Here is a 21,806-nt window from a genome sequence, read left to right on the forward strand (position 1 = left end):
TTTACCTCCGTCAAGCTGTCTGGCCTGCCTGCCACGCCGGTACTAGCCGTAGGGTCACAATCTGAAAAGGTTTGATGAAAAAAGTACAGTGGTTCTCCCCGGTTACGAGCCGTTCCCGATTCTCTTCCAGCAGGTTTGTTCGCCAGGCTTCGCGCAGTGGAAAGCCGATTGTCAGCCGGCAGCGGCTGCGCCGCCGTTGACTCTCAAAGAGTCGCACAATGATACCTTTGCCATCCTCCGCCCGTTTGATCGTCTCGATCACCACGTTGGCCTGGTCGACAGCGATGAGAGAGATGGCCCCTGGGCCCTGCGACTTGCGTCCTGCGCCCTGCACTTCATTCTGCCAGACAATCAACGGATCGTTCAGCGAGTAGGCCTCGCGCATCGTGTTCTCGTCCCAGCGTCCCGGGTGGGGAAAGAGACTGTAAGTGAATCGATGGTCTCCCAAATCGGCTTGAGGGTCGGGATCGGTCGGTCCCCTAAGCAAGGTCAGCCGCATCACGTTGTCGCGGATATCGTGGCCGTACTTGCAGTCGTTGAGCAAACTGACTCCATAGTCGCCCTCGCTGAGGTCAACCCACTTCTGAGCGCAGGTCTCGAAACGGGCCCAGTCCCAGCTGGTGTTTCGATGGGTTGGTCGCTGGACGTTGCCCCATTGGATTTCGTAGGTGGCAACAGGGGATAGAATATCGACCGGGAACGCCACCTTGAGCATGACGTGCCGTTCCCGCCAGTGAACGGTGGTATCAAAGTCAATGCGACGGCTGTTGCTTGCCAGGGAAATGCGCTGGATCGCCTGGCTCGACATAAGTTTCTTTCGCACCTCGATCATGCCTCGCCACGGGCCCGCTTCGATGACGCGCACAGATTGTGCCGGGCCTGTGGTCCACATCACGTCATCATAGGTGATGTCGATTTCCCAGGCATCAGGAGTCCTGGGCCGGTCCTCAAAGAGCTGAAACTGGTTGGCGATAGCAGCCGCCGGCAGCACCTCCCGCTCCAGTTGCTTATCGAAAATGCTTTCGATCTCGCCGTTGGCGTTGAACTCAACCCGAAGGAACCCGTTTTCGAGGCGATCTTTGGCAACGGTGACCCGATCCATGGTCATCGGCCTCTCGGTCTGATCCCTGCCCTTCCCCAGCCACAGTGGCTCGACACTGTAGGGCGCAAGCTCCCCGGCATCAAGCAGCCATCCCGACTCGACCGGCTGAAGGGCAACCTGCTCGCCGTTCAACCGCCGGAGCATGGTGCCTTCAGGCAGTTCGTCAGGCAGGTAAGCAAGATCGCAGCGAGCGAAGGAGGTGGGGTTCACCAGCAGGAAGTCGCCGCCAAGATCAGCGGCGATGACAGCCAGGGCAACCTGCTTGAGAGATTCAGCGATCTCCGCCACCCGGGCATACTGAGCCAGTGAGTCCCGATACACCTGGGCAATGCTGCTGCCGGGCAGGATGTCGTGAAACTGATTGAGGCAGACCAGTTGCCAGGCCTGGTGGATTTTTTCAGCGGGATATTCATAGTCATGTTGCCACGCTGCGGAAGCAGCCTGTTGATCTGCCAGAAGGGCCGCGTAGCTTGCCAGAAACTCGACGTCGTGTAACAGGAATTCACTCTTTCGGTTCGCCCGTTTATTGCGGGCCTGGGTCGTATAGGTGCCGCGATGATATTCCAGGTAAAGCTCACCATTCCAGGTCGGCAGCCGGTCACCGGCACCGGTTTCCAGGTCATGGAAGAATTCACGGACGGTACCACATCGAGTGCGCGGCATGGCGGGAAAGCAGTTAAGCTGACGAATATTCCCGAGCATCTCCCCCGTTGGTCCGCCACCGCCATCGCCATGGCCGTAGGCCATCAACAGCGGTGGAGTCGCGCCCGGCTTACCTGCGTCCTTCTGGCGGAAATTGGTCCATGTACTCAGTACCTGGCCTGGGGTGGCCTTGGCGTTGTAGGTGCTTGCAAAGGCACTGCCGCTCTCCCTGGTTGGGCTGAAGTGGGTAAGTACCCTGGTGCCATCGAGCCCCTGCCACCAGAAGGAGTCATAGGGCATTCTGTTGTACTGGCTCCAGCCGATCTTGATGGTGAAAAAGTATTCCAGACCCGCCTCCCTGATCAACTGGGGAAGGCTCCACGCATATCCGAAGACGTCGGGCAGCCAGAGCACCGGAGATTCAGTGTTTTCTCCGAAGTGCTCGCGAAAGGCATTTCGTCCTATAAGGAACTGCCGGGCCAATGCCTCCCCACCTGGAATATTGCAGTCCGCCTCGACCCACATGCCGCCGATAACTTCCCATTGCCCCGCCTCGACCCGTTCCTTGATAGCCTCGAAGAGCATGGGGTAGTCCTGCCGGACCCATTGGGTAAGCTGTGGCTGGCTCTGGACGAAGCGGAACTCGGGATATTGTTCCATCAAACGCAGCATGGTGTGAAAGGTCCGGCCTGCCTTGCGGCGAGTCTCTGCCAATGGCCAGAGCCAGGCCAAGTCAATGTGGGCATGCCCAACGGCGATCACGTCCACGTCCAGGGATGGGCCGGCCTGGTCGACGCCGGACTGCAACAGGGCATGAGCGCCCGGGACGGAATCGTAAAAGGCCTGATCCAACGGCTCCCTGGTATCCAGTTCCTTGAACGCATCATCCAACGCGTTCAGCAGGTTAATCCGACAGGGATCGTTGCGATCCAGCGAATCAGCCACATCCAGTGCCACCCGGCCAAGCGCAATAAGATCACGGGTAGCCTGATCGATCATAACAACCCAACAGCGCCCCATCTGGAGTTTCGACTTTGGCGAAAGATGGCCAGCCGGTGGTTGCCCCTGTGCGCGCAGGTTGTGGGTGCCACCGGTCCAGCCGCTGAGCAACAATGCATGGTAGTCACCCTGGCACCAGCGGGGCGGCAGTTGGATCTCTTGATGGTGACGGTCACAAGCCGCGTAGGATTCGCCATCGATAGAAACCAGCGCTTCCGGATGGCTGAAATCCCCTGCATCGCCAATGGGAAGATAGAGGGAAACGGGTCCCTGCCCGATCCAGGAGGGAGGCACCTGAAATCGGGAATGCAGCACGAAATCCTCGTCTGTGCCAGCCCAGTAACTGTGCCAGGAAATCACTGCCCCGGTGTCGTCCGCGGCCGGATTGCTGGCCTGCGACTCCTTCTGAGCTGCCAGGCGAAACTCGGGAATAGGATGGCGAAATCGGTAGACGAGAGGTTCGATAAGGGCAAGGCGTTGCCGGACCTTCTCGGAGGTCCAGCGAATATCGTGATACATTCTACTGCCTGGCTTCAGATCCGCATCGTGGTATCGATGTCGAAGAAGTGGGTGGTCTCCTCGTCGAATGCCAGGTGGATAACCTCACCGTTTGCGATCTTGGGACGGGGAGGCGCGACGATCTTCACCAGTGTATCGCCGAACTCGACCGCCACAATCTGGTGTGACCCCTGGGGTTCGGCCACCAGGCACTCGGTGGTCATCATCGAGTCCTTTTCGGGAACGATATAGATATTCTCCGGCCTGATGCCCATAACCACCGACTTCTTGCCGTGGTCCTTCAACAATTGGGCTTGGTTTGGTGTGGCAACGATGTCGAAGTAGGGATTCGCCAGGTGCAATTCGCCGTTGGTCCGCTTGAGGTCGACATCCAGGAAATTGGTTGGAGGGGTGCCGATGAAGCCTGCTACGAAGATGTCGGCACTGTTTTCGTAGACTTCATCCGGAGCGCCAATCTGGACAATCCCGCCATTTTTCATGATAACGATTCGATCGGCCATGCTCATGGCTTCCGACTGGTCATGGGTCACAAAGACGGTGGTGGCTTCGGTCTTGGTATGAATTGCCTTCAGCTCTGTTCGCATCGTACCGCGCAGCTTCGCGTCCAGGTTGGAGAGAGGCTCATCCATCAGAAAGACCTTTGGCTTGACAGCAATGGCTCTCGCAACAGCAACACGTTGCTGCTGCCCCCCCGACAACTGGGAGGGATACCTTTCCAGGAGTTCGCTGATATTGGTCATGCCCGCCACATCATTGACGACCTGATCGATCGTCTCCTTGTCCATCTTTTTCAACTTGAGGGCGTACGCGATGTTTTCGTAGACCGTCATGTGGGGCCAGACCGCGTAGTTCTGGAAGATCATGCTGATATTGCGCTTGCGTGGGGGAAGATCTGTGATATCCTGGCCGTCGATGGTGATCGAGCCCGCGGTCACTTCCTCCAGACCGGCCACCATGCGCATAGCTGTGGTCTTGCCGCAGCCCGATGGCCCCAGCAGCACCAGGAACTCGCCATCGTAGACATCCAGCGTCAGATCATTGACGGCGACGATATCGCCAAAGCGTTTTGTTACGTTGATCAGGTTTAGTTCCGCCACGGCAGGCTCCTTTTACACCGTGATCCCGCCCCACATCTGGTTGATGTAGTTGCGAATGAAGAATGTGAAAATCACTGCAGGGACGGCCATCGTCATGCCCGCGGCCGCGGCCAGGTTGACCTGACCGGTAGACCCCAATAGCGTCTGATAAACGACCACAGAGAAGGTAGGCCTGAACTGGGTAAGGATAATGGCCGACACCGTTTCGTTCCAGGCGCCAAGAAAAGCATACATGGCCGCGGCAGCCAGGCCAGGAAAGGCCAGGGGCAGGGTGATACGCAGAAAAGCGCGCAGGCGGCTGGCACCGAAGACCTGAGCCGCCTCTTCCAATGAGACCGGAATCCCCATAAAGATGCTGGCCGTAATCCAGACCGTCAGGCCGATAGAACCCACCGAGTAGACCAGCGACAGTCCCAGCGGCTGGTCATAGAGGCCCATATCCGCCAGAATAATGATCATGGGAATAGCGATCGCCACGGCAGGGAACATGCGAACAAACAGCACGCTGAACTTGAGGCCTTCCCGACCCTTGAAACGATAGCGGGCAAAGGCATATCCCGCCATACCTCCAATAGAGAGGGAGATAATAATGGTTAGAAGAGCAATCTGCAGGCTGCGAATCAGCGCGGGCACGGCATCGCGGGTAATCCTGAAAAACACCTTGTAGTTCTGGAAAAGGTCCCTGCGGTGGGTGAAGGTGATAGCATCATTCTCCATACCTGTCACCGTGATGTTTGACTCGAGTCTGTCAACCTGCTGCTGGATCTCTTCAGGAGTCATGAGGGTGTTGAGAAAAGTGCGCATGTAGGTGGACACCTTCTCCATGTCCTCCGTGTCGAGCACGGTCTCATATTCACCTGACTGGTCATCGTAGACGCTGAGAAGATAGCCCCTTTCACCCCGCTCCAACTTGAATTCCGTGGTGAAATCGGGGAACAGTGGCAGGGGATACTGATAGGCCTCACGGGTCGACAAAAAGGAAAGGCTAACCAGGAAGTATACCGGTGTCAATATAACGAGGACCACGCCCACTACCACGATATAGAGCACTGTCCTGCGGCCCACCCTTTTTATATTAGAACGTCCTGATCGATCGCTCATTAAACGTCCTCCGCCTGTTTTCTGAAGGCACCAGTGACCTGTAAAAACGCAATAGCAGCGATTGAGACAACCAGCGAGACGACGATAGTATAGGACGCGGCCATCTGGTATGAATTGTATAGCCCGGGCACTTCATCAGTGTAGTAGACGATTCGCTCAACCAACACCGGCAGCCGGTTGAAGCCAAAGAGCATGACGATAATGAGCCAAATCTGAATGGCTGCAATCAGCCGCAAAATGACGGCGGTCTGAATCGTCGGCTTGACCATGGGAACTATAATCTTCCTGAGCACTGTCCACCAGGTGCCACCGAAGACATAGCCAGCCTCCTTAGCTTCCTCGGGCAGATTCTGCAATCCCGCCAGCAAAATGATCATGACGGAAGGGATGACGGTCCATGCGTCCACAAAGATGATCAAAAACAGGTTCTTGAGATCAGAGCCGGTGAGGAAGTATATCTTCTGCCCCTCCTCGAGAAAGCCCATATAGTAGAGCAGGCTGTTGATCCAGCCGTGGGATGTAAGTCCTGTCTGCCACATGGCAGCTACGGCCATGGCAGGCAGCGCCATGGGCAACATGGCGACAAAAAGGAACGCGCTGGCCCCCGGAAACTTCTCATTGATGAGCAAGGCCAATAGAAAGGCCACAACGAATTCCAGCGCAACGGAGAAGACCACGATGATCGTCGTATTGCGCACAGCGGGCCAAAAAGTGGGGTCCTGAAGAACCAGGCCAAAGTTTTGAAGGGTAAATCCCCCTTCGACCGCCGTAAAGCTGCCGATTACCAACTCTACAACAGGCCGCAACCAGAAAAAGATGTAGTAAATGATGACAGGGGCAATCAGCAGGTAGGGTGTGGCAGCCTTCCATGAAAATTGTCCGCGCTTCGGTGCCCTGGCGACACCACCACCCTCGAGGGCTACAGCTTCAGACATGGGATAATTCCTTGTCCATACCCAGTGCTTTGGAAAGCAAGATTTTCCAGTTTGTCATTGCGACGTTACGCCACGCCAGCAGGCGTACCGGGAGGTAGCAGGCGTGCTGACGTCTCGCATCGTTTGCTGGCGTCGGATCCGCCGACCCCACCAATAGCTCGTTTCAGCCTAATCCTATGGCGGTAATGGCACCGATCCTCAAAGGACCAGTGCCATTACGCCAACATGCTTATTTCAGCAGGCCGTCGATGCACGCTTGAGCTGCATCGGCGCGCTCCTGCGTGACCTCGTTGCCTTCCATAAGGGTGTCCTGGAACAGGTCGTCAAGGCACTGCTTGACAGCGCCCCAGTCCTGGTAGTTGCCGGCGGGCACGCCAGAAGCAATACCGTTCTCCAGCACCAGGATAGCTTTTTTGATGACCTCATCAGTGGGATCGTCGCCCAGGAAATCGATCGCTTCCTGAACGGGCGGGATGAAGCCGCCGGTTCCCTTGGCCAACTTCACCTGGACATCGGGTCGGGTCAGGTACTCGAGGAAAGCGACCGCCAGGTCGTAGTTCTCCGAGCCTTTCATAACCCCGTAGCCGCTGACGCCGGCAATCGTACCGATGCCGGTCGGGCCACTCGGGGCCGGGCCCAGGGTATACTGGGTCTCATTGGAGGCGAAAACCTGGCCAGCGCGGGCGTTGTGGAATACCGTCAACCAGGCCTCTTCACGCATCATTGGATCAACACAGCTGTCCACGTTCAACACGCCGGGAATGAAGCCACCGGCCACGCCGATGTCGCCCCAGATCTTCCAGGCTTCCATGGCCTCGGGGGAATTGGCATCGGGGAAACCGGCGCCGAAGGACAAGGCCTCGCCACCAAACTGATAGATCCACGACTTCTGGGGGATGCCGGTGATGCAGACCTTGCCTTCACCCTCGCCTTCGGCAATGGCCTTGGCCCATTCGGCGTACTGCTCCCAGGTGATGTTATCGATGTCAGCACCTTCGGGCACATAGGGCAGTGCCTTGTTGTTGGCCAACAGCAGATAAACATCGGCACCGACGGGCAGGAAGAACTGCTTGCCGTCCATGTTGGTATCCTGGTTGAAGGTCTCCATGAACGTGCGGTCTTGCCAGCCGGCGACCTGATCGGTGAGATCCTCGACCCAGCCAGCCTCAGTCCACTCGGGCATGCGGCTGTTGTGGGCAACCACGATGTCCGTGGTGACATGGTCGGTTTCCTGCTGAACCCGGGCGCGATCGAGCAAGGTGTTGTCGTCCAGAATCTGGAAGTTGACGGTCACGCCATGTTCTTCCTCAAACGGCTTGATAATCTCGTTGATGAAGAACTCCTGCTCGCGCGGGGGGCTGAACAGGCGAGAGGAGAAGACCAAAGTCTTGCTGGGTACCTCGATCTCCTTCTCGATGATCTTTTCAACCTCTTTCTCAACCTCTTTCTCGACCTCAACCACGACGGTCTCAACGACCTTCACTTCCTTCTCGATTTCGACGAGCACGGTCTGGACGACCGGCACCTCGATCGTCTCCGGTGGTGGGGCGACGCAGGCACTTATGACCAGCGCCCCGACGATTGTGAGTACTGTGAGAATACTCAAGCGTTTCATTGACTTTCCTCCTAAAGTTGAACTGAACACTTTTCGGCAGATAAACGGTTTCATCGCCGATTCACCACATCTTCTACTATCGGAAACCGGTCCGTTGTACCGACCGGAACTCCACAATTTCGGGGGATCGCGGCCTCACGCAAATGCAGGCACCATCGATCCCGTCGATTGGCGGATGACGAATTTGGGCGCCAGCAACACCTGCCTTTCTTCCAGGTCTTCTCCGTTGAGAATCTGGATCAACATGGCGGTAATGCGGGTAGCAATCTGGTAAATAGGTTGGTGCACCGTGGTCAACGAGGGATGAGCATGCTCTGCCGGAGGAATATCGTCGAAACCGACGATAGAAAGGTCGCTTCCGACCTGCAATCCCCGTTGCTGAGCAGCCGCCATGGCGCCCAGAGCCATCAAATCATTGGCGGCAATGATGGCCGTCGGTCGTCTTGGCATATCCAGCACATGCTGGCCCAGTTGATGCCCGCTGCGCTGGGTCAAGTCGCCGGTCAACAGCCATTCATCAGAAGCCACAAGGCCATAGTTCTCCAACGCCTGGCGAAATGCACGTAAGCGCAGATAGCCAAACATCAGACTGGAGGGAGCCCCAAAATAGGCGATATCGCTATGGCCAAGATTGACCAGGTGCTCAACAGCCATCGCAACACCTTTGGCTCCGTCGACATCTACCCAGGGAAATCCCAGGTCTTTTTCTGTATGCCCGAAGGCCACAAAGGGCATATCGTGCTCAAGCAGGAATTTGATACGGGCATCCTCGCGCCTGATGCGCACCACAATGATGCCATCGGCGCGACGGCTCAACACCTTACGGCGGTAGAGGTCGATCTCGGCTGGACCGGGAGCTGCCGTCGAGATCAACAGATCATAACCGCGACGACCCGCCTCATCGCCAATGCCGGCTAATAATTCGCTGAAAAAGGGATCAGAGAACCGGGGACCAAGGGTGGGAAGGATGAAGCCGATGACGTTGGTGCGCTGCTGCCGCAGGCGTTGCGCGGTTATGTCAGGCACATAACCCATCGTTTCGGCAACGCCCCGCACCCGCTGACGAGTCCGTTCGGAGACGTCATCGTAGCCAGCGAGCGCACGGGAGACGGTAGTAACGGAAAGCCCAAGTTCGGCGGCAATATCCTTGAGACGAGGCGGCATTGCTCTCCTGCTCATACACAGCCATGGGAAATAACCACGGTTCCAAAACGTTTTGGAACATCTCAATTATAGCCGAAAACGTTTTGGAAGTCAAGACCTTTTTTCACAAAAGGATTCCTGAGCCTTCGCTCCCATCGACGCGATTCCAAAGGCGAGTTATCGTCGCAGGAATGCTGATCTTGACGACGGACTCCCGCGTACCTCACGGATCGTCTGCTGACGTTCGCGGGAGTGACGCGTACACGCAATCGTCCGGTTCGCCGTGTCACCCCCTCGCCCATTCGCCGTGTTGTCGTCCGCCGTCTTCTGAAAGCCCTCTGCGGTTCCGTCGTCTGCGGTCTTCTGAGAGCCCTCTCTCACACCCACCAGCGCACAAATAACGCGTTGGCCAGGTTTCGTCCCCCGCTCTGTTCCCGGGTAATCAACGTGCCTGCGTTGAGTTGTCCCCCAAAGCCTGCAACCATTGCGGCAACCGCGTCGGTGATCTGCTCGATCTTCATCCCCCGCGTGTAAACTGTGGCGACGACGAACTTCGGCGCCAGCCCCAGCACAGAGCGACATGCCTCGCACAGCTCCGGGAACAGTTTCTCGAAGCGCCAAACCTCACCGCCCGGACCCCGCCCAAAGGCAGGCGGATCCAGTACAATGCCATCGTAGTGCACACCCCGCCGCGCCTCCCGGCCAACATATTTTAAGGCGTCGTCGACGATCCATCGCACCGACCTGTCCTGCAATCCGGATAAGCGTTGATTCTCGCGGGCCCAGTTAACCGCCCGTTTACTGGCATCCACATGAGTCACCCGCGCCCCAGCTCTGGCAGCCACCAAAGTCGCCAGACCGGTATAGCCAAACAGGTTCAAGACGTGCGTTTGCTGCTCTGCGTTGGCGATCCGCCGGGCAATCCAGTCCCAATGGGTGGCGTTTTCCGGGAAGACGCCGATCTGGCGCGATCTATCGATCTGTAGCCGGAAGCGCAGGGCACGGTAGGTGATTTCCCAGGATGGCTCCATGGAGCGACGAATCTGCCAATGCCCTTTCTCTTTGCCCTTTTCGCGAAACTCCGCGTGCGCGTTATTCCAGTCGGCGCTGGGCAGCGCGGGTGTCCAGGTTGCCCGCGCCTCGGGACGACTCAGGACGTAGGGACCGAAGCGCTCCAGTTTGCGCCCGTTGCCGCTGTCCAGCAGAGCGTAATCCTGCCAATGAGTGGAGACCAGTTGTTCCATAAACGCAACCTATGTCAGGAAGATCAAGGTGATTCCAGCCAGCGCCACCAGCGTTCCAGCTACGGCACGCGGCGTAATCTGCTCACCGAAGACCAGATGCCCGATGGGAATAAGAAGGATCGGCGGCAATGACATCAAGGTCGAAGCGATACCCACGTTGGCCGCCTGCACTGCGATCATCGAACCCCAGACGCCCAAAAACGGGCCGGTGAACGCGCCACCTGCAATGAGAAAAAGGGCTCGACGATCCTTAAGAGATCGCAAGGTCTTCACTGCCTTTCGTTGTAAAACAGCAAGCAGCCAGATAACGATCGTTGCCACCAACATGCGCATGATGGTGGCCGAGAGCGCTGGAAACTCGCCCGCCAGGCCCCGCTTGGCCAACACCAGGCCCACGGCCTGACCAAGGGCACCTCCCAGGGCCAGAAGAAGCCCCAGGGTGTAGATTCGCCGGTCTCGATCCCCGGGGAATGTAGTGTAACCGGCGGCAGCCGTGCGTTGAGACACCACCCACGCGACCCCGCCGACGGTCAAGGCAATCGCGAATAGCTCGATGCCACTGAGAACCTCACCCAAAAAGACCCATGCCAGAGCAGCAGAAATAACGGGAACCAGGGTCATCACGAGCATCGAGCGACGGGGACCAATGAGGACAAAGGATTGAAACAGGCTTGCGTCCCCCAGCACCAGACCGACGATGCCCGACAATCCCAGCCACACCCACCTGTAGCTGGCTGCATCCAGCGGCCAGAGCCGGCCATAGATCAGGAAATGAGCAAGCGACAAAAAGAGCAAGCCCAGCACCAGCCTCACGCGGTTGACGACCGGTGAGCCTACTCGCTGGCCCGCCAGTGTGAACTGGACGGAGGTGACAGACCAGAAAAGGGAAGTTGCCAGGGCTGCCAGTTCACCCATTGCCTGGATCGTTCCAAGAAACCCTGGCCGGTTTCAGGTCCAGGTGGGCACGCCCTCTTGAAGTACTCAAACGACACGAAAGCCAGGAGGTAGCGCTACACCAAAGCCGCAGCTTCTTCGACCCATCGCTCCACTTCGGTTTTCTGCCTGCCAGTAGCTTTGATCGCCTCCCGCACCTGATCTGGCGTGCTGGCCGCCAGTTGGGCATAGGTAACAATGCCGGCCTGGCGCAATCGGTCTTGAAAAACAGGGCCAATGCCGCTGATGACCGTCAGATCGTCCTGAGATTCCGCGCTAACGTCAGCGCCATCGGTCTTGGGAATCTCGATATAATCATCGACGGCCGTTGCCATCTGCTCCCGGGTGCGAATCGCCTGATCACGCGTGGATAACAACCGTTTCTTCTCGGATTGTTGGGTCACGTACTGGAAGAACACCCAGCCGGCCACGGCGCCAACGGCAATAATGGCGATCTTGCGCATGATGATCCCTCTCTGAAGCAACTCCATGACTGTCCGGAACGGTCTGGCCAACAACCTCCGAGTCCTGGCGCTGCGAAGGTTGGCTGCGGACCACCGGCCTTTCGACCCGATCACCCGCTGTGCTCAGCCGATCATACAGCCGTTGCCGAAGCCTGTCAAACGCGATTGCTTTCCAACCAAAGAAAAAACCCCGGCATTCGGCCGGAGCTTTGCACGATGACTGCTGGTTTTAGGGGCGTTAGAGCCGGTGTGTGTGTTGACGTCGGCTTCGATGCCGGCTCCAACGCCTACCCTGGAACGGTTCGCGACAATGGTTACCAACTGCACATGATACCTTAGTAACAGCGGCAATGGCCAGCCCCGCGACCAATGACCAGGCATAACCAAGTGCGTCGACCGAGGGAGGGCGGTCGACCACTCACCCGACAGCGAACTGCCAGGCGCGAGAATGCCCACCTGAATTTAGTGGGGCAAGGAATTCTTGAGAGTTGCTCCTCCCTTGGGCTGAGGCATGTCTGAGGAACATGCCAGGCGACAATGATTACTGCAAAGGACGGGAAGGGCACCTCCAAATACTTGGAGGATTGCCGAGGTTTTCCCATTGTCTGAGAAATTCCTCCCGAATATTATGCACAGAAATAACGATGTTGTCAACCTGAGTCGCGCGGCCTGTGCAAAACCCCGCTTTCCCTGAAAGACCACTGACCGACGACCGCGGACCGTGGCTGATTCTTGCCAACACACAACTGCCGTCTGTGGCCCAGAGGGCCGGAGTTTCAGGGTCGCAAGGTCGCCGTGTCGCAGCGTCGCCGTGTCGCCGCGTCGCAGGGTCGCCGTGTCGCGCCGTGTCGCCGGGTCGCAGCGTCGCCGTGTCGCCGCGTCCCTCTGCGGTCTGCCGTCTTCTGAAAGCCGTCTGCCGAGCACATTGTTACCTGCGTAACTCCAGTTATTTACCTGACCGCCGTCGATGTACGATGGCGACCGCGCATTCGGTCGAGGATTTTGGGCATCAACACCGTGTATGTTCGATAGAGGGGTGAGGACACCGGATAATCCCAGGCGCCAATGTGAGGTGAAAACTGAGCACCGAAACCCTGCTTGAAGCGCCACACTCCCCACATGGGATCGGTCTCATCAAGCTGGTCCGGCGCTCCCCAGAGATCGTAGACTCTACAGCCCTGCTGCCGGGCCAGGCGCATCGCTTCCCACTGCAGCCGATGATTGGGCATCAACTTGCGATGGCGACTACTGGAGGCGCCGTACATGTACCATGCCATCTCACCAAAAGAAAACAGCATCAATCCGGCGATAGGATCTCCGTCCACTTCAGCCAGTAGCAGAAAGGCCGATGGCGAGTCGTCATCTTGCGGGGCCAAAAAAGTGCGCCACGTGTGGGCATAATATTCGTAGGGGCGCACAATGAAGCCATCGCGCTGGCCCGTTTCCGCGTACAGTGAATAAAAGGTACTCAGATCGTCCAGGTTACCCCGTCTGATTTCCACGCCGCGCCGTTCCGCCAAACGAATGTTGTAGCGCCATTTGGACTTCATCGCAGCCAGCAGCTCATCCTCACCAGGCCGCAGGTCGACGAGGGCTGTATTGCGAAACTGGATCTGCTCATTGGAAAACCGCCATCCCCGGGTCGCCAACGATTTCAGAAGTCTTCGACCTTCGGGGGATTCCGGGGATACATCGGGATCGATTTTGATGAACAGCACCCGAAGGCGGCGGGCCTCTCTCTGCAAATCGGCAAGCACCTGATCCGCCAGAGATGCATCGGACCAATCCAGAATAGGGCCTTTAGGCACATAGGCTACCTTGAGAGGCAACGTGGTAGCCTGACGCACCAGCAGGCTGGCAGCCGCGCGCGGCTGCTCGTCCTGCTGCCAGAGAATCCGGTGGGCCGACCAGCCAGTCTGAGCCTTTGATTCTCCCCATTGCCATGTCTGCAACAGATGCGGTGCCGGAAGCGACAACAGCGCCCGATTCCAGTCAGCTCTTTCGACAACGATCCTTGGATTCATCAAACCCTGGCGCCTTAATCGCCGGAAACCTCTTCGTCGTCAAGGCGCATAGCCAGGATACGATCCATGCGAAAATTCCGTTCTTCGCCACGAAGCGTGCAGTAGGCCGCCAGATAGGAAACCCGCTCATCTCCAACCACGTCCAGCGGCTCAACCCAGCGCTCACTTATCAGGCCCGATTGACTGCGGTAACGTAGCCAAAGGCGACGCCCTTCGGCCATGGCAAGTTCGAGAGTCGGTGGCAGTTCCAGCAGTTCTCGTTCGGGCCACGGCACATTGCCTCCCTGGGCATCCAGTAAGTCCGCCAGGATAACGACATCCTCACGGTTGAGATCGGCCAGCATGACCTCCAGCACCCGAAGGTTCGTCCACACATCGCCCATGGCCCGGTGTTGCCGGTCGACCCGTACCCGCAGAGATTGGGCTACCGCGCCCAGTCTGTTGCTGCGAAATGCGTACATCCGCCTTGCCAGCGCCAGCGTATCCACGGCAAAACCTCTTCGTGGTGGCCGGCGCAGACGCCTCCATTCATTTGCCAGAAAGTCCAGGTCGAATGGCGCATTATGTGCCACCAGTACAGCATCCGACATCATCTCGTTGACCCGTTCTGCGACCTGCGAGAAAACCGGTGCGCTGGCCACGTGCCAATCGGTGAGGTTATTGACCGACGATGCGCCCGCTGATATTGAGCGCTGCGGGTTTACCAGCGTTTCGAATGTCCCCAGAACCTCTCCGCCGCGATAGCGAAGCATGGCGATTTCACAAATCCGATGACCGCTGTTGACACTCAAGCCGGTGGTTTCCACGTCGACCACACAGAAGGTCACATTTCCCAAATAGTCCGCAGGTGAGATAGTACTCATTACGATCGATCCGATCTACCAAAAAAAGGCTCGTAACCATTCAGATGGGCTGGCAGGAAGCAAGGAACAAAGAACAAGGAAACAAGTAGACAAGGAACTCGTCTACTTCCTGCTTGGGGACAGCTGCTTTGAAAACAATCGCTTTTTCGATATGCGAACATCATCCCTGCGAAAGCGGCCATCGTCATTCCCGCGTTCCCCGCGTCCGCGAGGATGACAGCGGGAGTGACGCGGTCAGGCAGCCCGTCTAAAAGACGCCTGAAAGGCCGGGTAGGGGAGCTTGAGCCTCTCCCCCTCCCAGTTTGGGAGGGGGTCGGGGGGTGAGTCAGACCCAGAAAGCACCGCATCCACATTTTCATTCATCGGAGTGAGGGACCGATCGTGCCAGCCTGTATTTTCATCGTTGCTGGTGTGCCAACGATCATGTTGACTCGTCTACTTGTGTACTTGCCTACTCGTCTACTTGTGTACTTGCCTACTTGTCTACTTGTCTACTTGCCTACTTGTCTACCCGTCTACTTGTCTACTTGCCTACTTGTCTACTTGTCTACTTGTCTACTTGTCTACTTGTCTACTTGTCTACTTGCCTACTTGTCTACTTGTGTACCTGCCCTACTTGCCTTCCGCATGATTGCGCAGCTTCCAGACTTGCCTCCAACAGGGTGGTAGGCTAGAATATAACATACGTGGCATCGCAGGTCAATGCCATTCGATCGATCCTCCACAACAAGTTCTCCCAGGAGGCACCAATGAAGGTAGTTGCCATGATCATGGCAGGAGGAGCAGGTACGCGCCTGACGGTCCTCTCTGAACGGCGTGCCAAGCCCTCGGTTCCCTTTGCCGGGAAATATCGCATCATCGATTTTACCCTCTCCAACTGTGTCAACTCCAATATCTATAATATTGCAGTTCTCACTCAATATCGACCTCACTCACTCAACGAACATATTGGCATCGGCAAACCATGGGACCTGGATCGTGCGTCAGGCGGTGTGAGGCTTCTCCAGCCATACCAGGCCGGTGGAGGTACCCAGGTCTGGTATCGGGGGACAGCGGATGCTGTTCTACAGAACCTGGCCTTCGTCAAGGACCTGGCTTCCGACAGGGTGCTCGTCCTGGGCGGCGATCACATTTACAAGATGGACTATGCAGAGATGTTGCGCTTCCACGACGAAAAACGCGCCGATCTAACGGTGGCCGTCATGAATGTGCCATTGGAAGAAACCGATCGATTCGGCATCATGTCCGTCGACGAGGACTCTCGCATCACGGCATTCCACGAAAAACCCAGGGATCGCGACAAAGGCACCCTGGCGTCCATGGGAATCTATGTTTTCAATGCCGATGTCCTGGAGCAACGTCTGTTGCAGGAAACCCAGGCATTCCCTGACCTGGATTTCGGCAAACATGTCATTCCGGGCATGATCGAAGAAGCCAATGTCTTTGCCTATGAATTTGATGGTTACTGGGTAGATGTCGGTACGGTCGAGAGCTATTGGCAGACCAGTATGGAGCTACTGGAGCCCGACTCCCCATTGAATCTGTACGACAGTTCGTGGCCCTTGTTGACTCGCAGCCAGGAGCGTCCCCCGGTCAAAGTGGGACCCCAGGCGCGCGTGCATGATAGCCTGATATCCAATGGCTGCGTGGTACGCGGCCATGTAGAAGGCTCGGTTCTATCGCCCGGGGTTTACGTCTCACCCGGTGCAGTGATCAGAGAATCGGTTGTCATGAACGACACGTGGATCGGTCCCGGCGCGGTGCTGGACAAAGTTGTCATCGACAAACAGGTTGTAGTCGGGTCAGGGGCACTGGTTGGCTTTGGCGATGATTTGACGATCGCCAACATGGAGATACCTGACCGCTTGTATACCGGCATCAGTGTGGTGGGAAAGAGCGCCCATATTCCACCCAATGTTCGCCTCGGTCGCAACGTGCTGGTCAACGCTGGTCGCGACGAGGAGGATTTCGAGGCCTTCGGCGACAACGTCCCCAGTGGCGAGACGGTATAAAAGAAAGGGATTGAATAGGAGACAATCATGCGCGTACTCGCAATGATCCTGGCCGGTGGATCCAGCCCCGCTCTCAGCATACTCACTGCAGACCGAGCTGAGCCCGCGATTCCCTTTGGCGGCAAATATCGAATTATCGATTTCACCCTTTCCAACTGTGTCAACTCCGGCATTTATAACGTCGGTATATTGACTCAGTACAAGCCCCGTTCCCTCAATGATCATGTCCGTGTTGGCAAGCCCTGGGATTTGGACCGGGCCGTTGGTGGCGTGCGTTTACTGCAACCCTATGTCAGCGGTGCTGGTGAGTCGGGCGCCTGGCAGCGGGGCACTGCCGATGCCGTGCGCTTCAACCTGGACTTTCTGGAGGAACAAAGAGCCGACACAGTATTGCTGCTGGCCGGTGACCATATTTACAAGATGGACTATCGTCCCTTGTTGCGTTTCCACCAGGATAGGGATGCAGACTGCACCATCGCCACGCGTTCTGTCAGTCCCCATGATGCCCACCGTTTTGGCATGGTTGGAGCAGACAATACAGGGCGTGTCATCCGTTTCCAGGAGAAGCCCAGGCGCACCACGAGCCGGCTGGCTTCCATGGGAATCTATGTGTTTAAACGAGACGCTCTGGTTTCCTGGCTGACCGGTGCGGGAGCGTGTGACGTGGATTTTGGCAGAAACGTCGTGCCGGACATGCTCGATGCCGGGCATCCCTTGTACACCTACAGCTACGATGGCTACTGGATGGATGCGGGCACTGTCCAGTCCTATTGGGAAGCAAACATGGCCTTGCTGGCAGAAACGCCCGCGCTGGATCTCTACGATCCCAGTTGGGTACTGCACACCCGCAGCGAGCAATTGCCTCCTGCCTTCACCGGCGAGCAAGCGCAGGTCGATGCCAGCCTGCTCTGCGACGGTTGCCGCGTCTTTGGACGGGTCGAACGCTCGATCATCGGTCCTGGCGCCGTGGTGGAAGCGGACACCGTAGTGAGCGACTCGATCATAATGAACCACGCCACGATCGCTGCTGGCGCCGTCATCGAACACTCTATCCTGGACAAAAGAGTGGTTGTCAACGAGGGCGCTATCGTGGGATGGGGAGATGACAGTACACCCAACCGGGCTGTGCCCAACAATCTTAACACCGGCATCACACTGATTGGAAAACGCGCCCAGATCCCGGTCGGCCTGCGCATAGGACGCAACGTGGTTGTCCGGCCCAGGACGCCCGCCTCGGCGTTTCCTGCAGAAGAGATCAGGAGCGGCGAAACGGTGTAAGGCGATGGTTAATTGGTGAATGGCGGAGGGGAAAGGGACGCGGCGACACGGCGATGGTTTGGAGCACGAAGGCGCGAAGGCTCACGCGCCAGCAGGCGTACCGTGAGGTAAGGGCACGAAGACGGCGGAGGGGAAAGGGACGCGGCGACACGGCGACACGGTGTTGGTTTGGAGCACGAAGGCGCGAAGGCTCACGCGCCAGCAGACGTACCGTGAGGTAAGGGCACGAAGACGGCGGTCAGCGGTCTTCGGTCGGGGATACGGAGATGTCGGGCACGCACCCCCTCCTTTTTGGAATTGGCGTGCAGGCGTGCTTCGACTCAAACGGTCAGACTGCTTGAGACTTTAGCGCATCAAAACGTGGTCGGAAAGGGGATCGCGGGGTTTATGCCTCACACGGTCGTCAGGTGGATAACCAATCGTCAGCAGGGCCTGAGGCTGCCACGTTTCGGGGAGATCCAGAATCTGTTGGACCAGGTCGGGGACAAAAATGGGAGCACACATCCAGCAGCCCACCAAATCGTAATGATGGGCCGCCAATAGCAGGTTCTGGCAGGCCAGCGCCACCGACTGTACACCCATCTGCCACTCAGCCTGCCGTCGTCGTTCATCGGAGTAGTCATCCATTACATCCAGAACCAGGCAGGGCAAGATCACAACCGGGGCATTCACGATGCGCGCCTCTGAGATCGCCTCGCGCCGGGAGACATCTTCGGGATCGGCGCCATCTGCCAGCAATTCGGACCGCCAACGTTTGCTCATCGCCATGGCGAGTCGCTGTCGGTTTTCGGATGACCGCAACCAGACAAACTGCCAGGGTTGCCGGTTGTGAGCCGACGGCGCCCAATGGGCAGCCTCCAGCAAACGCCACACAATTTCGCCAGGCACAGGCCTGTCGGCATAGCGCCGGACCGTGCGCCTTCCCTTGATTAACTGCCAAAACATCACTTCAGAATTGGACTGGTACTCGGTCATGGGCGTACGCGATAGATGACTATTGATAACCGCAGTTAGATCTCAGCCAGCTCGATCACCTGCCGAAGATCAGGCGTTCGATCCCCGCCGCGCGGTGCCGAGATGAACAGTGATGCCGCCGCACAGGAAAATTGCGTTGCCTTGATCAGATCCCAGTCTTGCAGCCGGCCATATATCTCGGCAGCCTTGAAGACATCCCCAGCCCCAGTTGTATCCACCGTCCGGACGTGATAAGGTTCCACAGTATGGGGCCGACTGTCGCAATCGACAGCCAACACCGGATTCTTGCCCTGGGTGACAACAATCTCGCCCGCGCCGGCGCGTTGCAGGTCGAGCACGTGGTCGTAGGTGTAAACGCCGGGAAAATAGCGGTTCAAAAAATCTCTTGAGATGACGATCAGATCGCTCAAGCCTGCCAGGGGATAGTCAGGCCAAATGGCGTCGGCAGACACCACCGGGCGTCCCAGACGCCGGGCAATCATGGCCGCCTGATCGCGCTCGGCCTTGCCATAGACATCGACGCTGAGCAGCCTGGCCTTTTTCATCATCTCCTCGGTTAGCGACGATTTTGGCGCCTCGTCGAACCAGTAGCCGAGGATGCTGCGCTCTCCATCGGGGGTCACCAAAATGCGACAGAAGGGGGTTTGAACGTCCGCGCGCTGGACCAGATAACGGGTATCAACCCCGGGAAAAGCTGCGAGTTGATCGACGATGAAATGTCCCCAGAAATCCTTACCGATGGCATTACCCACCACTGCAACACGAAGACCCCATCTGCTCAACACCTCTGCGACGACAAGGGCCTCCCCTCCCAGTCGACGCATCTCCTGCTGAACGTGGCTGTCTCGTCTCGGGTTGGGCAGATAGGGCACGTAGATCAGGTTATCGGCGCTGATGGTGCCATAACAGAGAACGTCGAATTTTATCTCACCGGACGACATTGCAAATCTCCACTTTCACCCCATGCCGGCAGCCACGATCTCTCGGTCGGCGCCCCGCTCGATTTCCCAGGGATAGAGTACCCAGGCATCGGTCACGGCCCCGAAGTAATCCGGTGCCGCGTCACGAAACATGCTTTCGGCTGGCTTATAGTGCAACACTGTCAGTTCCGGGTTTCCGCCTACTGTCTCCACCCTGGATTTGACAGTCATGATCGTGCGACCTGAGCTCCAGACATCATCTACCACCAGAGTTCGCCGGCCCCGTAGCAGAGAGTCTCCGGGAAACTGGAGAAAGGTGGGCCACGCCAGGCGTTTCTGAACTCCGGTGTGAAATTCGACTGCCGCCGTCAATATCTCTTTGATGCCAAGCGCTTCACTGAGAATACCTCCAGGTACGATGCCGCCGCGAGTGATCATTAACAGGGAGTCAAAGGTTCCTACGAACTGGGGCAATAATTCCTCGATCACGCGGTCCACATCCGACCAGGACAACACTTCCTTGCGCACAGGTTAACTCCTTGCCACCTTGATGTCCAGCTGGACGGCCAATGCTTGCAGTTCCCGACGCTGCTGATCAGTCAGTTCGATCATGGGAGGACGTACAGCGGTCGGCTCGAGATTGCCGTAGAAGGATACGAGAAACTTTGTCGCGGCCCGCATGGGAAAATCGGAAAGCCATCCCCGCACGGTATCAAGTTGACCCTGGACCTCCGACGGATCCTGGCCATCCTGGATAGCCCGTCTTACCGCCTGAATCAAATTCGGTGTTATGTTTGCCGCGGCTGAAATGGTTCCGCTGACGCCTGCCGCATAGACGTCGCTGGCCAGGTAATCGCTACCGGCAAAGACCTTCAGTTCGGGAAAGTCAACGTTCCAGTGAAGAACACTGTCCAGATCGCCGGAGGAATCCTTGATGCCAGCGACGCAGCCGGGATGGGAACTGGCCAGACCACCAACCACGGAATCCGCGATGGGTACGGCACTCATCTGGGGAAAGTGATAGAGCAGCAATTGTTGCCCCGGTTGCAGCGCGCCATCACAGAGCCGTTGGTAGTAGATTAAAACGCCTTGCGGGGAGACATTTTTGAAGTAGAAGGGAGGAATCACCAGGACAGACAGGGCACCCGCTGCCAACGCGGCGCGGGTCAGTTCGATCGTATCGGTCAGACTGGCACAGCCCGTGCCGGGCACCACAGCCAGGCCATCGGCAGCGTCCACAACCGTATCGACGACAGCCAGGCGCTCGGCAACACTCAAGGAGGGACCTTCTCCATTGGTGCCCAGGGGCACAACGCCATCACAACCCATGGCGCGCAAAAAGGCCAGATGTCCCCGTATCCAACTGTGATCCACAGCACCCGTTTGCCGATCGAAGGGTGTAACTGAGGCGGCGAATACGCCGCTAAGTTCTGCCATCTCAGATCCTTAGCCTGCTACGTTGGGCCATCCGGCCACCAATCAAGCCGCCGAGCACCTGCATGAGGAATCCGGCAATCTCGACAACCGTCAAACCAGTTGAAAAAAGGTTAAGAACGAGTCCAATCAGGCCAACCGTAAGGCCAACTAAAAATCCATGCATGATCGGCTGCCGCTCAGCCCGCGTGGCCACCCGATAGGCAGCCCCCACAGTTGCCAACGATACCAAAAGGGTCAGCGCCGGCACAAAATCGCGCGATTGATCCAGGACCAGGATCCGGGCGAAAAAAGCAATCGCCAATCCCAGAAGCCACACGTAGACCGAGTGCAGGATCACACCTGACCAATTAATCTCTCGCCAATCCACCGATCCCATGCCGGACTCCCAATCGCACAGCATCTCAAAGATGCCAGGCATTGTACCATACTCCCATCGGATGCCAAAGCAAGATTGCTTTGACGGGTATATTTTGGAGGCTGCCAACGGTGTCGAAATGTGTTAT

18 protein-coding genes are annotated in these 21,806 nt (G+C 57.4%); 2 read left to right on the plus strand and 16 right to left on the minus strand.

Features of this window, described 5'->3' with window-relative positions; genetic code table 11:
* Positions 1-10 precede the first annotated feature (10 nt).
* The 11 genes from U9R25_14655 to U9R25_14705 form a co-directional block, all read right to left on the minus strand.
* Positions 11-3,262, minus strand: coding sequence for an alpha-mannosidase (locus U9R25_14655; GenBank protein MEA3337147.1), 3,252 nt, complete (start codon positions 3,260-3,262; stop codon positions 11-13).
* A gap of 14 nt (positions 3,263-3,276) precedes the next feature.
* The gene (locus tag U9R25_14660) at positions 3,277-4,359 is read right to left on the minus strand and encodes an ABC transporter ATP-binding protein (GenBank protein MEA3337148.1); all 1,083 of its coding nucleotides are present in this window, start codon (positions 4,357-4,359) and stop codon (positions 3,277-3,279) included.
* A gap of 12 nt (positions 4,360-4,371) precedes the next feature.
* Positions 4,372-5,460 carry a carbohydrate ABC transporter permease gene (locus U9R25_14665; GenBank protein MEA3337149.1) on the minus strand — a complete coding sequence of 363 codons (1,089 nt, stop codon included), beginning with the start codon at positions 5,458-5,460 and terminating at the stop codon, positions 4,372-4,374.
* Complete coding sequence (locus U9R25_14670) at positions 5,460-6,395, minus strand: sugar ABC transporter permease (GenBank protein ID MEA3337150.1); 936 nt, start codon at positions 6,393-6,395, stop codon at positions 5,460-5,462. Before U9R25_14670 ends, U9R25_14665 begins: the two co-directional genes overlap by 1 nt.
* A 229-nt stretch (positions 6,396-6,624) precedes the next feature.
* Positions 6,625-8,010, minus strand: a complete 1,386-nt coding sequence (locus tag U9R25_14675) for an extracellular solute-binding protein (protein MEA3337151.1) — start codon at positions 8,008-8,010, stop codon at positions 6,625-6,627.
* 135 nt (positions 8,011-8,145) lie between these two features.
* On the minus strand, positions 8,146-9,174 hold the full coding sequence (locus tag U9R25_14680; protein MEA3337152.1) for a LacI family DNA-binding transcriptional regulator: 1,029 nt from the start codon (positions 9,172-9,174) through the stop codon (positions 8,146-8,148).
* 356 nt (positions 9,175-9,530) lie between these two features.
* The gene (locus U9R25_14685; GenBank protein MEA3337153.1) at positions 9,531-10,397 is read right to left on the minus strand and encodes a class I SAM-dependent methyltransferase; all 867 of its coding nucleotides are present in this window, start codon (positions 10,395-10,397) and stop codon (positions 9,531-9,533) included.
* A 9-nt stretch (positions 10,398-10,406) separates the two neighbouring features.
* On the minus strand, positions 10,407-11,312 hold the full coding sequence (locus U9R25_14690; GenBank protein ID MEA3337154.1) for a DMT family transporter: 906 nt from the start codon (positions 11,310-11,312) through the stop codon (positions 10,407-10,409).
* A gap of 95 nt (positions 11,313-11,407) precedes the next feature.
* Positions 11,408-11,794, minus strand: coding sequence for a DUF4332 domain-containing protein (locus tag U9R25_14695; GenBank protein ID MEA3337155.1), 387 nt, complete (start codon positions 11,792-11,794; stop codon positions 11,408-11,410).
* Positions 11,795-12,744: 950 nt separating this feature from the next.
* Positions 12,745-13,818 carry a peptidoglycan bridge formation glycyltransferase FemA/FemB family protein gene (locus tag U9R25_14700; protein MEA3337156.1) on the minus strand — a complete coding sequence of 358 codons (1,074 nt, stop codon included), beginning with the start codon at positions 13,816-13,818 and terminating at the stop codon, positions 12,745-12,747.
* A 14-nt stretch (positions 13,819-13,832) separates the two neighbouring features.
* A complete protein-coding gene (locus tag U9R25_14705; protein MEA3337157.1) occupies positions 13,833-14,681 on the minus strand; it encodes an exonuclease domain-containing protein in 849 nt (282 codons plus the stop codon).
* Positions 14,682-15,430: 749 nt separating this feature from the next.
* On the opposite strand from U9R25_14705, the gene U9R25_14710 reads away from it, so the two are divergent.
* On the plus strand, positions 15,431-16,693 hold the full coding sequence (locus tag U9R25_14710; GenBank protein ID MEA3337158.1) for a glucose-1-phosphate adenylyltransferase: 1,263 nt from the start codon (positions 15,431-15,433) through the stop codon (positions 16,691-16,693).
* Positions 16,694-16,720: 27 nt separating this feature from the next.
* Positions 16,721-17,971 carry a sugar phosphate nucleotidyltransferase gene (locus tag U9R25_14715; protein ID MEA3337159.1) on the plus strand — a complete coding sequence of 417 codons (1,251 nt, stop codon included), beginning with the start codon at positions 16,721-16,723 and terminating at the stop codon, positions 17,969-17,971.
* Positions 17,972-18,316: 345 nt separating this feature from the next.
* On the opposite strand, the gene U9R25_14720 is transcribed toward U9R25_14715, so the two are convergent.
* Genes U9R25_14720 through U9R25_14740 form a run of 5 tightly spaced genes read right to left on the minus strand, consistent with a single transcriptional unit; the run spans position 18,317 to position 21,721 of the window.
* Positions 18,317-18,946 (minus strand): nitroreductase family protein, encoded by a 630-nt coding sequence (locus U9R25_14720; protein MEA3337160.1) that lies wholly within the window; start codon positions 18,944-18,946, stop codon positions 18,317-18,319.
* A 35-nt stretch (positions 18,947-18,981) separates the two neighbouring features.
* Complete coding sequence (locus U9R25_14725) at positions 18,982-19,887, minus strand: carbohydrate kinase family protein (GenBank protein MEA3337161.1); 906 nt, start codon at positions 19,885-19,887, stop codon at positions 18,982-18,984.
* A 15-nt stretch (positions 19,888-19,902) separates the two neighbouring features.
* Positions 19,903-20,394, minus strand: a complete 492-nt coding sequence (locus U9R25_14730; GenBank protein MEA3337162.1) for a phosphoribosyltransferase family protein — start codon at positions 20,392-20,394, stop codon at positions 19,903-19,905.
* 3 nt (positions 20,395-20,397) lie between these two features.
* Complete coding sequence (locus U9R25_14735; GenBank protein MEA3337163.1) at positions 20,398-21,303, minus strand: dihydrodipicolinate synthase family protein; 906 nt, start codon at positions 21,301-21,303, stop codon at positions 20,398-20,400.
* A gap of 1 nt (position 21,304) precedes the next feature.
* Positions 21,305-21,721 carry a hypothetical protein gene (locus U9R25_14740; protein MEA3337164.1) on the minus strand — a complete coding sequence of 139 codons (417 nt, stop codon included), beginning with the start codon at positions 21,719-21,721 and terminating at the stop codon, positions 21,305-21,307.
* Positions 21,722-21,806: the final 85 nt, after the last annotated feature.

It is taken from the genome of Chloroflexota bacterium, from assembly GCA_034717495.1.
Lineage (GTDB): Bacteria > Chloroflexota > Anaerolineae > JAAEKA01 > JAAEKA01 > JAYELL01.

Bases quoted from the DNA above. Each gene is read 5' to 3' on its own strand.
- U9R25_14695 (MEA3337155.1), bottom strand. From the start codon at position 11,794: ATGCGCAAGATCGCCATTATTGCCGTTGGCGCCGTGGCCGGCTGGGTG.
- U9R25_14725 (MEA3337161.1), bottom strand. From the start codon at position 19,887: ATGTCGTCCGGTGAGATAAAATTCGACGTTCTCTGTTATGGCACCATC.
- U9R25_14690 (MEA3337154.1), bottom strand. From the start codon at position 11,312: ATGGGTGAACTGGCAGCCCTGGCAACTTCCCTTTTCTGGTCTGTCACC.
- U9R25_14740 (MEA3337164.1), bottom strand. From the start codon at position 21,721: ATGCCTGGCATCTTTGAGATGCTGTGCGATTGGGAGTCCGGCATGGGA.
- U9R25_14685 (MEA3337153.1), bottom strand. From the start codon at position 10,397: ATGGAACAACTGGTCTCCACTCATTGGCAGGATTACGCTCTGCTGGAC.
- U9R25_14735 (MEA3337163.1), bottom strand. From the start codon at position 21,303: ATGGCAGAACTTAGCGGCGTATTCGCCGCCTCAGTTACACCCTTCGAT.
- U9R25_14670 (MEA3337150.1), bottom strand. From the start codon at position 6,395: ATGTCTGAAGCTGTAGCCCTCGAGGGTGGTGGTGTCGCCAGGGCACCG.
- U9R25_14705 (MEA3337157.1), bottom strand. From the start codon at position 14,681: ATGAGTACTATCTCACCTGCGGACTATTTGGGAAATGTGACCTTCTGT.
- U9R25_14675 (MEA3337151.1), bottom strand. From the start codon at position 8,010: ATGAAACGCTTGAGTATTCTCACAGTACTCACAATCGTCGGGGCGCTG.
- U9R25_14715 (MEA3337159.1), top strand. From the start codon at position 16,721: ATGCGCGTACTCGCAATGATCCTGGCCGGTGGATCCAGCCCCGCTCTC.
- U9R25_14700 (MEA3337156.1), bottom strand. From the start codon at position 13,818: ATGAATCCAAGGATCGTTGTCGAAAGAGCTGACTGGAATCGGGCGCTG.
- U9R25_14720 (MEA3337160.1), bottom strand. From the start codon at position 18,946: ATGACCGAGTACCAGTCCAATTCTGAAGTGATGTTTTGGCAGTTAATC.
- U9R25_14665 (MEA3337149.1), bottom strand. From the start codon at position 5,460: ATGAGCGATCGATCAGGACGTTCTAATATAAAAAGGGTGGGCCGCAGG.
- U9R25_14655 (MEA3337147.1), bottom strand. From the start codon at position 3,262: ATGTATCACGATATTCGCTGGACCTCCGAGAAGGTCCGGCAACGCCTT.
- U9R25_14680 (MEA3337152.1), bottom strand. From the start codon at position 9,174: ATGCCGCCTCGTCTCAAGGATATTGCCGCCGAACTTGGGCTTTCCGTT.
- U9R25_14710 (MEA3337158.1), top strand. From the start codon at position 15,431: ATGAAGGTAGTTGCCATGATCATGGCAGGAGGAGCAGGTACGCGCCTG.